The sequence below is a fragment of the Fictibacillus nanhaiensis genome (assembly GCF_049537595.1).
Lineage (GTDB): Bacteria > Bacillota > Bacilli > Bacillales > Fictibacillaceae > Fictibacillus > Fictibacillus nanhaiensis_F.
On record NZ_JBMULM010000002.1, the window covers coordinates 471428 to 485470 of the forward strand.

At 38.6% G+C, this 14043-nt stretch carries 16 protein-coding genes; 12 read left to right on the forward strand and 4 right to left on the reverse strand.

Annotated elements, in window-relative coordinates; all coding sequences use genetic code 11:
- Positions 1-47: 47 nt before the first annotated feature.
- From ACOZ9X_RS13670 to ACOZ9X_RS13690, 5 genes are all read left to right on the forward strand, one after another.
- Positions 48-296 carry a phage holin family protein gene (locus tag ACOZ9X_RS13670; RefSeq protein ID WP_144702017.1) on the forward strand — a complete coding sequence of 83 codons (249 nt, stop codon included), beginning with the start codon at positions 48-50 and terminating at the stop codon, positions 294-296.
- A gap of 153 nt (positions 297-449) precedes the next feature.
- Positions 450-788 carry an RNA polymerase sigma factor gene (locus ACOZ9X_RS13675; protein WP_423418659.1) on the forward strand — a complete coding sequence of 113 codons (339 nt, stop codon included), beginning with the start codon at positions 450-452 and terminating at the stop codon, positions 786-788.
- 245 nt (positions 789-1033) lie between these two features.
- On the forward strand, positions 1034-2287 hold the full coding sequence (locus ACOZ9X_RS13680) for an L-lactate MFS transporter (RefSeq protein ID WP_144702011.1): 1254 nt from the start codon (positions 1034-1036) through the stop codon (positions 2285-2287).
- Between the two features lie 140 nt (positions 2288-2427).
- Entirely contained in the window at positions 2428-2877 is a 450-nt protein-coding gene (locus tag ACOZ9X_RS13685) for a GNAT family N-acetyltransferase (protein WP_144702008.1), read from the forward strand.
- 189 nt (positions 2878-3066) lie between these two features.
- On the forward strand, positions 3067-3702 hold the full coding sequence (locus ACOZ9X_RS13690) for a YrrS family protein (RefSeq protein ID WP_144702005.1): 636 nt from the start codon (positions 3067-3069) through the stop codon (positions 3700-3702).
- A 224-nt stretch (positions 3703-3926) separates the two neighbouring features.
- Here ACOZ9X_RS13690 and ACOZ9X_RS13695 read toward each other — a convergent pair whose 3' ends face one another.
- A complete protein-coding gene (locus tag ACOZ9X_RS13695; protein ID WP_423418660.1) occupies positions 3927-4688 on the reverse strand; it encodes a class I SAM-dependent methyltransferase in 762 nt (253 codons plus the stop codon).
- Positions 4689-4940: 252 nt separating this feature from the next.
- Between ACOZ9X_RS13695 and ACOZ9X_RS13700 the strand changes: the two genes are divergently transcribed.
- Together ACOZ9X_RS13700 and ACOZ9X_RS13705 are read left to right on the forward strand one after the other, a co-directional pair.
- The gene (locus ACOZ9X_RS13700; RefSeq protein WP_423418661.1) at positions 4941-5435 is read left to right on the forward strand and encodes a DinB family protein; all 495 of its coding nucleotides are present in this window, start codon (positions 4941-4943) and stop codon (positions 5433-5435) included.
- Positions 5436-5478: 43 nt separating this feature from the next.
- On the forward strand, positions 5479-6183 hold the full coding sequence (locus ACOZ9X_RS13705) for a polysaccharide deacetylase family protein (protein WP_423418662.1): 705 nt from the start codon (positions 5479-5481) through the stop codon (positions 6181-6183).
- Between the two features lie 50 nt (positions 6184-6233).
- Here the strand turns inward: ACOZ9X_RS13705 and ACOZ9X_RS13710 are convergent, their stop codons facing one another.
- Positions 6234-6686 carry a universal stress protein gene (locus ACOZ9X_RS13710; protein WP_423418663.1) on the reverse strand — a complete coding sequence of 151 codons (453 nt, stop codon included), beginning with the start codon at positions 6684-6686 and terminating at the stop codon, positions 6234-6236.
- 160 nt (positions 6687-6846) lie between these two features.
- On the opposite strand from ACOZ9X_RS13710, the gene ACOZ9X_RS13715 reads away from it, so the two are divergent.
- The 4 genes from ACOZ9X_RS13715 to ACOZ9X_RS13730 are packed head-to-tail and all read left to right on the forward strand — an operon-like array spanning position 6847 to position 10294.
- Positions 6847-8136: a phytoene desaturase family protein gene (locus ACOZ9X_RS13715; RefSeq protein ID WP_423418664.1), complete on the forward strand. Its 1290-nt coding sequence runs from the start codon at positions 6847-6849 to the stop codon at positions 8134-8136.
- Positions 8137-8139: 3 nt separating this feature from the next.
- Positions 8140-9006: an RNA polymerase sigma-70 factor gene (locus ACOZ9X_RS13720; protein WP_144701987.1), complete on the forward strand. Its 867-nt coding sequence runs from the start codon at positions 8140-8142 to the stop codon at positions 9004-9006.
- Between the two features lie 20 nt (positions 9007-9026).
- Positions 9027-9590 (forward strand): GNAT family N-acetyltransferase, encoded by a 564-nt coding sequence (locus ACOZ9X_RS13725; RefSeq protein WP_379676765.1) that lies wholly within the window; start codon positions 9027-9029, stop codon positions 9588-9590.
- Between the two features lie 14 nt (positions 9591-9604).
- Positions 9605-10294, forward strand: coding sequence for an HAD family hydrolase (locus ACOZ9X_RS13730; protein ID WP_423418665.1), 690 nt, complete (start codon positions 9605-9607; stop codon positions 10292-10294).
- A gap of 17 nt (positions 10295-10311) precedes the next feature.
- On the opposite strand, the gene ACOZ9X_RS13735 is transcribed toward ACOZ9X_RS13730, so the two are convergent.
- On the reverse strand, positions 10312-11559 hold the full coding sequence (locus tag ACOZ9X_RS13735) for an MFS transporter (RefSeq protein ID WP_423418666.1): 1248 nt from the start codon (positions 11557-11559) through the stop codon (positions 10312-10314).
- Positions 11559-11996, reverse strand: a complete 438-nt coding sequence (locus ACOZ9X_RS13740) for an ArsR/SmtB family transcription factor (protein ID WP_423418667.1) — start codon at positions 11994-11996, stop codon at positions 11559-11561. Before ACOZ9X_RS13740 ends, ACOZ9X_RS13735 begins: the two co-directional genes overlap by 1 nt.
- Before the next feature lie 248 nt (positions 11997-12244).
- Here ACOZ9X_RS13740 and ACOZ9X_RS13745 point away from each other — a divergent pair, with 248 nt between their 5' ends.
- Positions 12245-13876 carry a M4 family metallopeptidase gene (locus ACOZ9X_RS13745; protein ID WP_423418668.1) on the forward strand — a complete coding sequence of 544 codons (1632 nt, stop codon included), beginning with the start codon at positions 12245-12247 and terminating at the stop codon, positions 13874-13876.
- Positions 13877-14043: the final 167 nt, after the last annotated feature.

A 14043-nucleotide genomic window follows, 5' to 3' on the forward strand; every position in this document is an offset into this window, starting at 1 on the left:
TAAAATTTGTATTAGCTATACAAATTTTATCGATTGGGGTGGAAATCATGGATTTTATGACCGATTTTGCACCGTACATTGGTTTAGCTGTGGTTTTATATGCCATTCGTCATACGGATCGTTTTTCGAACAAGTATATCCCCATTGTTGCAGTTGTCCTAGGCGTTCTTTATGCCTTTTGGGAAGCGGGGGCTGCTACACCAGAAGCTACATTAGTCGGATTAAAATACGCACTTCTTGGGATAGGAACAGTTGCAGGTATAAAATATTCAGTAGAGAAAAATCTAAAAAAATAAGTGTTAATTAAAACAGTGCTTGAAATTCAAGTGCTGTTTTTTGTTGTACAAAATATATATGAATATTGGACAAGTGTTGTATTCAATGTTTAACACCTTTAATTTATGGGAATTGGAAATTAACAAAGGAAGTAACAGGAGGGTGTTGCTGAAATGAACATACGACATGACCTTGATAGCACAATATTGACCAGATTGCTACATAAGGATTCTAGTGCCTTAAAACAAATGGTCGATTCATATAGCACACTATTATATCAAGTTGCCCTCCGAATTACTGGTGATAAGCGTGTGGCTGAACAAGTATTGTGCGAAGTATTTCGCGATCTATGGGAAAACCCAAACCAATACACAAAAATAAAAGACAAATTTCTTTCCAGTTATCTGATTAAACTATGTAAATTAAAATGTGTCGATCGCGAAGAAATTCATATCACCCGGCTATTATCTAAAAAGTCAAAAAATTATGTTGCGAATAACGCAACGATTTGATATTATAAAAACGCTTACAACTAATGTGAGAAGTAATGGAGAAAATACACGATCTGTACTTTTTCTATTCTACTTTTGATGATGAATGGACGCTCTGCACGAGTATGTAGAGCTTTTAGGCAACATTCTACAATGGACTTATTTGAAAAAATAAGTACTTTTGAATGTTGTCTTTTTTTGTGCCTTACATTAGGGTAAGTTTCATGAATGTTTAACTTTATTAACTTTATAGGGGGGAAATAAGGATGAAAAAGTCTAAAAATCGGTGGCTCATTGCTTTATCAGCGGTAGGAATACATATTTCTATTGGATCGGTATATGCTTGGAGCAACTTCACGAATCCACTGATCGAGAAATTTGGGTGGACAGCTTCACAAGTGCAGATGACGTTCAGTATCGCCATCCTATTCTTAGGTTTGTCTGCAGCTTTTTTAGGACATTTTGTTGAAAAACATGGTCCAAAGAAAGCAGGTTTGCTTGCAGCCATTTTCTTTGGATTAGGAATTGCTGGATCTGGTCTTGCAGTCAATATCGGCTCGTTAACGATGCTTTATATCTTTTATGGTGTACTTGGTGGAATCGGGCTTGGAGTAGGTTATATTGCACCTGTTTCTACACTGATCAAATGGTTTCCCGATCGTCGTGGGCTAGCAACAGGACTTGCTATCATGGGATTTGGTTTCGCAGCAGCGGTCAGTTCTCCTATTATGGACGTACTTATTAAATCTGTTGGTATTGCAAACACATTCTACATTTTAGGAATTGCTTACTTTGCTGTAATGACATTGTCCTCTCTTTATTTGGAAAAACCAGAAGAAGGATGGCTTCCTGCTGGGTTTAAAGAGAATGTAGAGAGCGGAAAAGTGAAAATTAAACAAGACCTCTCACAACTAACAGCAAACGAAGCTGTAAAAACACGCCGTTTTTATTATTTGTGGATCATGCTATTCATTAATGTTACATGTGGTATCGCCATTCTTTCTGCCGCAAAACCTCTTGCTGAAGAGAGTATTGGATTAACAACTGCTGAAGCTGCGGCACTAGTGGGCGTTTTAGGATTGTTCAACGGTTTTGGTCGAATTGGATGGGCATCCATTTCAGACTACATCGGGCGACCTAATACTTATACGACATTTTTCGTTTTGCAGATCGCTCTCTTTTTCATGTTGCCACAAACGTCATCATCCATTCTTTTTCAGGTGATGCTCGCTGTTATCTATACGTGTTACGGTGGAGGTTTCGCATCGATTCCAGCCTACATTGGTGACCTATTTGGAACGAAACAGGTTGGAGCGATTCATGGTTATATTCTAACGGCTTGGGCAGCAGCTGGTCTTGCAGGTCCATTATTCGCTGCGTGGATTAAGGACACAACAGGTTCTTACGCGAACAGTTTAACATTCTTTTCTGGATTGTTTATAGTTGCGCTCATCGTATCCATACTAGTCCGTTTTGATATGAAAAAGCTCGCCGCAAAACAAGAAAAGTCCGTAGCCTAACTTTAAACGAAATGCAGTGTCTTCAGTAATGGGAAGACACTGTTTTTTATCACGTTTGAGCTATCATTAGATTCTATATCTTCATTAAATGAGATATTATGGTAAAATTGGAAATGTAACTTACAATCAAAGGAGAACTTATGACACAAAAACAAGTGACGATCGCAGAACTGAACGCAGAAAATTGGTACGAATGCTGCTTTTTAGAAGTAGCAGATGATCAAGTGAGCCATATTGAACCTAACGCCGTTTCTATCGCTCAATCAAAATTTGAACCAACCTTAAAGCCTTACGCTATTCTATTGGAAGGTAACACAGTTGGATTTCTTATGTTCAACTCCATGAAAGAAGAATTGGATGGGTATTGGATCTATCGAATTATGATCGATAAAAATTACCAGAAAAAAGGTATTGGCAAGATCGCAACACAGTTGATGATTGAAGAAATGAAGACTTTATTAGATGCTAATGTAATTGTAGTGGGTTATCATCCTGAGAATAAGGGTGCTCATCAATTGTATGAGAGCTTAGGGTTTGTTGATAAGGGTGATAGATTTGGAAAAGAAATGGCTGTTGTATTAGAGGTATAATACATAACTTGTGTTGGCAAAAACTTCTGAAATCTTTGGTCACCCTCAAATTTTTAGTGAATCCCTTCGAATAATTAATGTTGAGTATATAAAAGTTTTAAATGTTAGAACTCTAATCTTTATTAGAGTTCTTTTTGTTTTGTTTTATCACGAGAGGGAACGTTTGATATGAAGGAGTGATTGTAATAGATGAGAAGATCAGAACGCAAGAAGTCAAACAAGAGAAATATTGTATTATACAGTGCGTTAGGAGCTGTTCTTTTAGCGTTATTATTCTTGCCAAAAGATGCGCTGCTGATGGGCAGTGAAGAAGAGCCAAAGAAAGAGGAAGCAAATAAAGAACCAAAACATAAAGTGGTAAAACTTCAGCCTGATAACGAAAGTGCTTATGAAGAAGAACGTGAAGAAAAAGAACCAAACAACAAGGAGAAAACCAAGAAACAAGAACCATCTGAAGAAATTGGCATAGATCCTGAAAAAGAAGCAGATAAAAAGGAAAAAGCAGAAAAAGCTGAAGCGGAAAAGAAAAAACAACAAGCTTCAGGTGACAAACCAGTTCTAAACGAACCAATTGGTACTTCTCAAACAGGACCTCATACATCAAGTTATGATGAAGGCAGTGTAGACTGGAATGAAAAACTAAAAGCGATTCGTCTGGCTACAGGTCTTGATGAAAACATGACGGTGTGGAAAATCGCAAATGGTGGTGGCCCACAGAAATCAGTTGCAGAAGTCAGTCCGAATAAACAGCCAAATGAAAAATACACGGTTAACCTTGAGTGGGTCGATGAAAAAGGCTGGATGGTAACCAGTGTTCAGAAGTAGTTTCTGAATAAGTGGACAGTAAAATGTTGAAAATGGACAGTAAATGAAGACAAGTGGACAGTAAAACCTCAAAAGTGGACAGTAAATTTAGAAAACTGGACAGTATTTTGAATGAACTGGACAGTAAAGCTCTATCTTCCAAACAATCCAACAGAACATTGTCAAGAAAAGCTGGCTCAGCGCGTTCAAAGCGAACGATTGCTGTGCCAGCTTTTTAACTTTCCTTATTTTTTCCTCGCTTTTATTAGAAAACGATGCTGTTTCACTTCAAAGTATCCATTCATTTGGATCAGTTCATGAATGTGATGCAGCTTTTCTACAGAATCTTCGAGTTGGAACTCTGGTACCTGCCAAGGTATTGCATCTAAATAATAGAGCAAGGCACTAATATCATAAAAGCGCTGAACAGGAAATTCTTCTTTAGTTTCTAAAAGTTCAAATCCATTTTCTCGCAGTTCATTTTCAGCAAAACGCAAATTCCAATGTGAGAACTCATCATTGATTGGATACCCAAGCAATGTGTTAATCTCAGCACAATCCGAACCGCCAACTTGTTGTGTGAGAAAGATTCCACCATCCGTTAATGTGCGTTTCACTTCAAGTGGAGAGTAGGATTCGTGTTTATTAATGATAAGGTCAAACGTATGATCTTCAAAAGGAAGAAGATCATCATCACCGATTTGAAACACTTTTACACCAAGAGGTTCAAGACGTTCTCTTGCGATTGGGACGTTTGGCAGATATCCTTCTGTTGCACAAACTACTGCAGGAAACGGTTGAAGCTTGGACAAAAGCTCTCCACCTCCAGTGCCCATGTCAAGCATCGATGACACTTTTCCAATGAGAGGGGTCACCATACTGCCATATGACCAAGAAAGCATTCCACTTGCCATCCGACCAGATTCAGTTATATATGAAAAATCCCACCCTGAGAATGGTTTGTTAACTTCCTTAATATACATTTCAAAATCTACATCACGTTTCATACGTGCACCTCCAAAAGTTTATCTTTAAGTAATGAATTTATCTATTTTGTTGGAGGTCCTCTAGGGTAATAGCCGTTTTATATCTCGTGCTCGAAATGATTCATCATGTGTTCTCCTCATACCAGCATAATGTCTTATTAAAAAATTCTTCAAAACAATCCCAGTTCCTTCCTAATTCTGAAAATTAGAGGGAATTTTGTCGTGTTGTCGAAAATAGGCAAAGAAGTAAGAATGAGAAATAGGGAGGGTATTATGACACATCATGCTATGAAAATGTACGATTATCACGTTTGGGCGAACAAGGAGTTATTCCATCGGTTATCAGAACTTGGAAATGAAGTGTATCATCAGACAGTGCAGAGTGTTTTCCCATCCATCTCGAAAGTAGTTTCACATATGTACATCGTTGATCAGCTTTGGTTTCATATCATTTCAGGGACTAGTATGGCAGATGCACTCGAGATTGAAAAAGTAGAGTCAGATACAAAGAGTATTGAGGAGATCATTACGATGTATAACGAATTAACCAATCAATATAGTGAATTTCTTAACAATGGAGTCGATTTGGACAAAGAGCTAATTCTTGATACGCCATGGGCGGGAAGAAGAGAGACGAGTATCTCTGAGATGTTGCTGCATATCACGACTCATGGTGCCTATCATCGGGGTAATATTACAGCTATGCTGCGTCAAAATGGTTACAGCTCAGTTACGACAGATTTAACGAGTTTTTGGTATTCTTATTAATTCATACCTACAAATAGTTCTATACATAAATGAGGAGAAATGAATGAAGAAAATAGTCATATACGTAAGCGTGGCGATCTTCCTATTGATCGGATTGGCGTACAGCGGTTTAAAGTTAAGCAGTTCGAGAGACTTTCAATTTTTTGGAGGTTTAGTAACAAGTGCAGATACTGCTGAAAAAGTAGTTGCCTTAACATTTGATGATGGCCCAACAGATAACACCGATGAAATTTTGTCGATTTTAAAAGAAGAGGGCGTTAAAGCTACTTTTTTTGTAACTGGCAGGGAGATTGAAGAGAACCTGAAAGAAGCAAAAGAAATAGTGGCAGAAGGACATGAGCTTGGAAACCATTCTTATTCTCATGAACGAATGGTTTTGAAAACACCGTCTTATATTCGTAATGAGATTGAGTCAACAGATAAGCTGATTCGAAAAGCAGGATACGAGGGGAAGATTCACTTTCGCCCACCATATGGGAAAAAATTGATCGGACTGCCGTACTACTTAGATAAACATGATCGAAAGACAATCCTTTGGAACATTGAGCCGGAAACATACCCAGAAATAGCATCTGATTCTACAAAAATAGTGAAGTATGTGAGTCGAAATATTCAGCCTGGCTCAATCATCCTGCTGCACGTGATGTATGACAGCCGCACAGAATCGATGGAATCTGTTAAAGGTATCATTACGGATTTGAAGGCAAAGGGCTATACGTTCAAAACAGTGTCTGAAATGGTCGAATAAAATAGAGGAGCCCATCTTTTAAAGAGGGGGCTCCTTAAACGAATTAATTGTTATTTAGAAACAAGTACAGTTTGATGTGCGTTAGAAACAACTTTTTGACTAACGCTTCCTAAGAATAGTTTTTTAAATCCGCTATGGCCACGATTACCAATGACGATGAGATCGATGTTATGGCTATCCGCATAACCACAAATGGTAGTAGTCGGGTCACCATGCAAAATGGCTGTCGTTGTCTTTATTTGATGATCCACACGTCCTAACGCTCTGTTTAGGATTTCTTCACCATGACTTTGCTCCAAAATTTCTGCTTCTCTTACTTCTACTGCTGAACTCGCTACTCCGCCTGGATGTACGCCACCATACAATGGCAGAACTATTTCATTGGTCACATAAAGTAACGTTAACTCAGCCCCTGTATGCCGTGCAATCTCATTACCATTGTGTAGAGCGGTGTAACTTCCTTCAGAGCCATCAAAAGCAACCAGAATCTTGGTATATAACATCACGTTGATCTCCTTTCTTGCAGATTTGGCAACTTGAATGAAAATGTCACCTTATAAAACCATTACCCCTTGATATTCTATGTAAACAAAATACAGATTTCTGTCACAAAACAAACGCCAGTATCGTCATGTTTGTAAAATCAGAAAGTGGTGATTATACATGAATACATTTGATGTGGCGATTGTTGGTGGCGGAATAGCCGGTTTAACTTCTGCCGTATATTTAGCACAAGCAGGAAAGTCTGTCTTAGTACTAGAGAAAGCTAGCCAATTAGGAGGTCGTGCACAAACCATCTCAAAAAACGGAGCACTATTTAACTTAGGTGGGCATGCATTATATAGAGGGGGAGCGGCTGAAGAGATTTTAAATGAGTTAGAAGTAAATGTATCTGGGGCAGTTCCTGATACCAATGGATACGCGGTCTGGAATGATAAACTTTTTGAACTGCCCGGATCATTAGGTGCAATGGTCAAAACAAAACTTTTAACATGGTCTAACAAGACGGAATTGGTAAGAGTGATGTTAAAGCTTAAAACGATTGACGCTGCATCGATCCCTCATATGAGTTTACGAGAATGGGCTGAGAAAGAAATTAAAAATCCTATGGTCCGTAACATCTTTTACGCATTGACCAGAACATCAACATATTGCATAGATTACGATCAACTATTAGCGAATACAGCTATCCAACAAGTTCAACTAGGTCTGAAAGGAGTCCTCTATGTAAACAATGGTTGGCAATCCATCGTTGAAAGTCTTCGCAATAAGGCTTTGACTGCTGGAGTAACCATTTATACAAACAAGAAGATTTCTTCTATTGATTATGGAATTACACATCAACTCTTCTGTTCAGATGGAGATACCTTCGAAGTTTCAAATGTACTATTAACAATAGGATCTGAGCAATCAATGAAATTGGTGAAGAATGCAGTAGGGACATTGCTAGAAAAGTGGAGTCAACAAGCTTCTCCCGTATATGCTGCATGCCTAGACGTAGCTTTGAAAAGACTCCCTAAATTAAATCATCATTTTGCGATAGGAATTGATCAGCATATTCTGTTCTCTAATCACTCTCGAGCGTGCTCATTAAGCGAGGATGGGAAGAATGTTATTCAATTAATTAAATATTTAGGAACTAATAAAGAGGGCAGTGCAGATTGTCATAGAAAAGAGCTTGAAAGTATTCTTGATCTCATGCAGCCGGAGTGGAGAAAAGAACTTGTAGCTCAACAGTTTTTACCAAGAATGATAGTGGTGCAAGATATGATCAGCATCAAAGACACTCAATATTTTGGTCCGAGTATACCTGAAATACCAGGACTCTACATTGCAGGAGACGGTGCAGGACATGGAGAAATGTTGGTGGACGCAGCATTTGCTAGTGCTAAAAGAGCAGCAAAAGCTATTGAACAAAATATAGGATTAAATCGTTTGCGAAAGGAGGCTTAATGGATGAATGATGTTCAAACTGAGCTTCTATTTACAACATATAAACCCCTCTTGTTTTCATTAGCATATAGAATGCTAGGAAGTGTGCAAGATGCGGAAGATATCGTGCAAGATGCGTATATTACTTGGAGTGAACAAGAAATGGATCTTGTTCAGAACCCAAAAGCTTATCTTTGTAAAATCGTCACGAATCGCTGTTTGGATCTGCTTAGGTCTGCTCGTAAACAACGAGAAACATATGTAGGACCCTGGCTTCCAGAGCCTTTATTAGCAGAGAATAAAGAAGACCCAGCGTTACAATATGTAATGAAAGAATCTCTTTCTACCGCATATTTACTTTTATTAGAGCAGCTATCAGAAACGGAACGTGCTGTATTTTTACTTCGTGAAGTTCTAGAGTATGATTATCGTTTTATCTCAGAAATGGTCGGAAAAAGTAGTTCAAACTGCAGACAAATTTTTCACCGTGCAAAAAAGGCGATAGGCAATCATACTACTTCTACGATGTCACCTCCAAAAGCTTCCGCACTAACTGAACAGTTCGTAGCAGCAGTAGTTTCAGGAAATGTAAGTAATCTATTAAATCTGCTTGCCGTAGATGCAAAGCTCATTTCAGATGGTGGAGGGAAAATAAAAGCTGCTCTCGTTCCAATCCTTGGAGCAGAGCGGATCTCACGCTTCTATATGGGAATCATGGCAAAAACAACGGAAGACTTTTCATTCAAATATACGAATGTTAACGGCGAACCAGGCATTGTACTGTATGTGGAACAACAAGTATTTGGTGTTCTGTCCTTACAGATTAAGAATGACTTAATACAAACGATATATTGGGTAGTAAACCCTGACAAACTTACTCACATTACCTAACAGATACTCGGAGGTACACTTTGAAACCAATTTTAATAAATTTCCCAACTGAATTTACAACAGATCGACTACTAATTCGTATGCCAAAGCCTGGAGATGGCAAAGCGATGTTTGAAGCTATTCATGCTTCACTAGATGAATTAAAGCCTTGGCTACCTTTTGCCCATTTTGATCAAACAGAGGAAGATGTAGAAGTTAATATTCGGGAAGCGCATTTGAAGTTTTTAAGCAGGGAAGATTTAAGATTGCTCGTATTTTTAAAGGACAGCGGGAACTTGATTGCTTCATCAGGATTACACCGTATTAATTGGGAAATTCCAAAGTTTGAGATTGGATATTGGATTGATACTCGCTATGCAGGAAAAGGATATATGACAGAAGCCGTTAATGGAATTACTGATTTTGCTGTTAAGGAGCTTAAAGCACGAAGGGTTGAGATCCGTTGTGACACACGTAATACGAAAAGTGCAGCCATCCCTGAACGGTTAGGATTTACATTGGAAGGTATTCTACGCAATGATTCATTGGAGATTGGTTCAACAACAAGCCTTCGAGATACTAGTGTATATGCAAAGATTTTTTAATAGGGGGAGAAACCTTGGTTAAAGCAGTTTTCTTTGATCTGTATGAAACGTTGATTACGGAATGGAAAGATGGATATAAGAAAGCCAAGTATTCTATCGAACCTTTAGGATTAGATAAAGATATTTTTAAAGCAGAGTGGGATCTAAGAAGAGAGCTTAGAATGAATGGAACGTTTCCAGATCACCAGAGTGTGTTAAGAGATATTTTAGATTCACAAGGGATTACACCAAACGTAGAAGCTATTGAGTACGTTCACCTAGAAAGATTGTCAGCTAAGAGCATTCCTTTTCAAGAGATCGATCCTCAAGTGATAGAACTGCTTCAAACTTTAAAATCTAATGGCCTGAAGCTCGGTCTGATCTCAAATGCTGCTCCAGAAGAAGTGGTTGCCTGGGAAACAACTGAACTGCCAGACTACTTTGATGAAGTGATTTTCTCCTATGAGGTACGAGTAGCGAAACCGCAAAAAGAAATCTATCAACTGGCTTGTGAAAAGCTTGGTGTAATACCGCAAGAATCAGTATTTATTGGTGACGGTGGATCTTACGAATTAAGAGGTGCTACAGAAGCAGGAATGACAGCACTTCAAGCAACTTGGTTTTTGCCAACAGTGATCAGTGAGAGAACGACAGGTTATCCAAAACTCAAAAAACCACAAGACTTACTGCTTCATGAGAGCATAAAATCAATTACAATCTATTAATCTAAAGCTAGCACTAATTAATGTGCTAGCTTTTTTTGTTTTGCATCTTTATGATAATTTTCTTTTTTATTGTGATAAAAGTACATTAACACATTAAGTGTTACGGCAAAACAGATGATGAATAGAGATATTCCGATGACAACTTCTTTAACATTTAACCACTCACTTAAGAAACTAGCAAATAGGATGATAACGATAAGACTTATACTTTGAAAAAACCCTAACGTAGCTCCAACTCTTCCCATTTTGTTAGACGGAATACTTTGTTGGAAAAAAGTTTGGAATCCGGTGTTAGCAAATGATGAAAAGAAACCTAGAATAATAAAACCTATACATGCGGAAAAGAATGAATGAGAGAAGGCATAAATTCCATACCCTAAACTAAAAAGCGTGGAAGCAAAGCCAATAAGGTAGGGAACAGGAAATTTATTAGCCATTACAGCGAGAAGTAAAGATCCGGTTAAATAGCCAATTCCAGTTATACTCACAAGCAAACTATATTGACTTTCTGTAAGCCCAATAATGGTCTGTGTGAAAACGACTTCTTGAGAATCTAGAGCTACAGCTAAGGTCATGATTAATTGAAAAAGGATGTAGGTAGCTAAAAACAATCGTTGTTTTCTTAGAAAGTCACCTACTATTCGCCAGTCATCAATCATTATGTTTAGTTTGTTAGAACTGGAAGAAGAATCTGTTTGTTTATCATATAAACTTGGTAGAAAAGAAAGAATGCATGCTGATAAAAGAAATGAACCAGCATTACACCAGATCGCAAAGTTATATGAACCAAAATGGACGAGTGCCCCAGCAATAGCTGGTCCGATAACAAGTGCGCCAGTCGTTAGAACAGAAGAAATTGAATTATAGCGCAGCCGTTTTTCTTTCGGTACGAGTTGAACGGTGTAGGCTGAAGATGCTGGATTAAAGAATGAACTACAGAGGCTAACGGCAAACAAGATCATATAAATCATCCACAATTCTGTTAAGAAGGGGATACAGGCAACGAGTAGCGCGCGCATAATATCAGTGATCATCATGATTGTTTTTTTATTTAATCGATCGATCAAGCTGCCTGACCACAAGCTTGTCACGATTCCAGCTAGAGGGCCGATTAACCATAAACCAGCAACTGCTGCAACAGATTCCGTTTTTGCAAAGATAAATAAATTTAAAGAAACTAAGTAGATAAAGTCACCAATATATGAAATACCCACCGCAGATAACAATAGGGCGGGAAATTTCCACTCGCTGTTTAGTTTCCTCATTACGCATTCACCTGAAACGTGCAATAGACCTTATATTCTTTTTTAGTGCTATCATTTGTGACTTGACTTTCCCATCGAACGAAAAGCTGTTCTAACTCTATTAGGAACTGCTTCTTCTCTTCATCATCAAGTAAAAGGTTGGTTGAAATAGACGAGGGTTTAGTGTTATCTTCGTCAATTAATTCAAAACGAGTGGATTTAGAGCGGTAGTATTTTTCTATGATTCCGCCTTTCTTTTGTTCTTTTACAAGTTCTAATATGCCTCCGTTATAGAGAAGCTGGATGTGGTAATGAATCGTACCAGCTGTTTTTCCCAGTTTATCTGCAACTTCTTTAGCCGTTAATTCCTCATTCTTTAACAAATGGATAATTTGGATGCGAGTTGCATTGGCAATTAATTTTTGTTGATCAGCTGATATGGAAAGTGAGTTAGTCATCTGTTATGCCTCCTTAATCTAATAATATAAATCATTCTATTTTTTTAGAACATCTCCTTCTTTTTATTTAACAAATTTTAGGTAAAAAAGAACTACAAAGAAAATATGCCATCAGACACTATGATTTCATTTCCTATTTTTTACTCTAGTAACAACTAATTAACTTTCTGAAAATTCATATAAATAGAGTTTGAGAGGTGATATGATGTTGCAAACAAAGTAAATAAAAGGAAATTGGAGGCGTGACAATGACAAAGAAGAAGTGGGTTGCAATGGGGATTGCGGCAACATTAATCGCAGGTGCGTTCGGGCCATCAGCAATGGCTGCCACAGAGCAAGTAAAGGTGAAAGTAACCAGTGAATCTGGAACTCCAGCTTTTCTAGCAGGTAAGTTATCTTCTAAATCAAAAGCCTCGGCACAAAAGGTACTATTCGATTATGTGAACAGTCATAAATCAATCTTCAAACTAGGGAATTCAACAGCAGAAGATTCGTTCTCCATTGTAGAGAGTACAAAAGAAGCAAACGGGAATACGGTTCTAAGGCTTCAGCAAGAATACAAAGGTGTTCCAATTTGGGGTTATACGCAAGTGGCGCACATTAATAAAAACGGTGAACTTACCGTGGTCTCGGGTGAAGTTGCTCCAAATATGGACATGCAGTCAAAATTGACGAATGCAAAGCAGATCACTGGGAAAAAAGCGGTAGGCATCGCTACTGCTGCACTTGGTCTAAAACCGGAATATGAGAAAAAGCCAAAAGCGGAAAAAATCGTATTGATGAAAGAAGGTAAAGCGCATTTTGCGTATCTTGTAAACTTAAATTACTTAACTCCTGAGCCAGGGAACTGGAACTATTTTATTGATGCACAGTCAGGTGAGATCCTTAATCGTTATAACGACATGCACGAAGTAACAGGAACGAACACGACTGGAACAGGAAAAGGTGTACTAGGTGATTCCAAAACACTGAACCTTACGTTATCCAGCGGAAAGTATTATATGCAAGATAATACGCGTGGAAACGGTATCTTCACGTATGATATGAAGAACCGTACATTCCTTCCTGAATTATTCTTGCCTGGAACACTATACAGTGGAACGGACAACGTGTTCGACAGTTCATACGATCAAGCAGTCGTTGATGCTCATTACTTTGCCGGTTTAACCTACGATTATTATAAAAATACATACGGACGTAACTCGTATGATAATAGAGGAGCACAGATTAAATCGTCTGTTCACTTTAATAAAAATTACAATAATGCCTTCTGGAACGGTTCACAAATGGTATACGGAGACGGTGATGGCACGAACTTTATCGCCTTCTCTGGCGGTATCGATGTAGTCGCTCATGAACTGACGCATGCCGTAACAGATACGAGTTCAGATCTTGTCTATCAGAACGAGTCAGGTGCATTGAACGAAGCGATGTCTGATATCTTTGGGACATTAGTAGAGTACTATAACGGCAAAAATCCTGACTTTGAGATTGGTGAAGATGTGTATACGCCTGCCGTAGTGGGAGACGCTCTTCGTTCCATGTCTGATCCAGCAAAATACCAAGATCCTGATCACTATTCTGTTCGTTATACAGGAACAGGCGACAACGGAGGGGTTCATATCAACAGCGGAATCATCAATAAAGCAGCATACCTTCTTAGCGAGGGCGGCAGTCATTATGGCGTTTCCGTTACCGGAATCGGAAGGGACAAGCTAGGTGCGATTTTCTATCGCATGAACACGGTATACTTAACGTCATCCTCAAACTTCAGTCAGGCGAGAGCGGCAGCCGTCCAGTCTGCAACAGACCTATACGGAGCCTCGTCACAAGCGGTAACGTCAGTAAACCAAGCCTTTAACGCAGTAGGCATTCAATAAATGGTGATGCAGCTAGAACCATGTTTGGTGGTTCTAGCTTTTTTATGGGGCAATAGCGAATAGCGACGATTACCGAATCGTGGATTGGAAGCCGAAACTTCTGGATTAGCAGCCGAAACCAAGGGATTGCAAGCTCAATCTCATGCAATTAACTCTCATTAGCAGGG

What these genes read in the sequence shown, in the direction of transcription:
- ACOZ9X_RS13670 (WP_144702017.1), top strand. Translation starts at nt 48, where the DNA reads ATGGATTTTATGACCGATTTTGCACCGTACATTGGTTTAGCTGTGGTT.
- ACOZ9X_RS13675 (WP_423418659.1), top strand. Translation starts at nt 450, where the DNA reads ATGAACATACGACATGACCTTGATAGCACAATATTGACCAGATTGCTA.
- ACOZ9X_RS13680 (WP_144702011.1), top strand. Translation starts at nt 1,034, where the DNA reads ATGAAAAAGTCTAAAAATCGGTGGCTCATTGCTTTATCAGCGGTAGGA.
- ACOZ9X_RS13685 (WP_144702008.1), top strand. Translation starts at nt 2,428, where the DNA reads ATGACACAAAAACAAGTGACGATCGCAGAACTGAACGCAGAAAATTGG.
- ACOZ9X_RS13690 (WP_144702005.1), top strand. Translation starts at nt 3,067, where the DNA reads ATGAGAAGATCAGAACGCAAGAAGTCAAACAAGAGAAATATTGTATTA.
- ACOZ9X_RS13695 (WP_423418660.1), bottom strand. Translation starts at nt 4,688, where the DNA reads ATGAAACGTGATGTAGATTTTGAAATGTATATTAAGGAAGTTAACAAA.
- ACOZ9X_RS13700 (WP_423418661.1), top strand. Translation starts at nt 4,941, where the DNA reads ATGACACATCATGCTATGAAAATGTACGATTATCACGTTTGGGCGAAC.
- ACOZ9X_RS13705 (WP_423418662.1), top strand. Translation starts at nt 5,479, where the DNA reads ATGAAGAAAATAGTCATATACGTAAGCGTGGCGATCTTCCTATTGATC.
- ACOZ9X_RS13710 (WP_423418663.1), bottom strand. Translation starts at nt 6,686, where the DNA reads ATGTTATATACCAAGATTCTGGTTGCTTTTGATGGCTCTGAAGGAAGT.
- ACOZ9X_RS13715 (WP_423418664.1), top strand. Translation starts at nt 6,847, where the DNA reads ATGAATACATTTGATGTGGCGATTGTTGGTGGCGGAATAGCCGGTTTA.
- ACOZ9X_RS13720 (WP_144701987.1), top strand. Translation starts at nt 8,140, where the DNA reads ATGAATGATGTTCAAACTGAGCTTCTATTTACAACATATAAACCCCTC.
- ACOZ9X_RS13735 (WP_423418666.1), bottom strand. Translation starts at nt 11,559, where the DNA reads ATGAGGAAACTAAACAGCGAGTGGAAATTTCCCGCCCTATTGTTATCT.
- ACOZ9X_RS13740 (WP_423418667.1), bottom strand. Translation starts at nt 11,996, where the DNA reads ATGACTAACTCACTTTCCATATCAGCTGATCAACAAAAATTAATTGCC.
- ACOZ9X_RS13745 (WP_423418668.1), top strand. Translation starts at nt 12,245, where the DNA reads ATGACAAAGAAGAAGTGGGTTGCAATGGGGATTGCGGCAACATTAATC.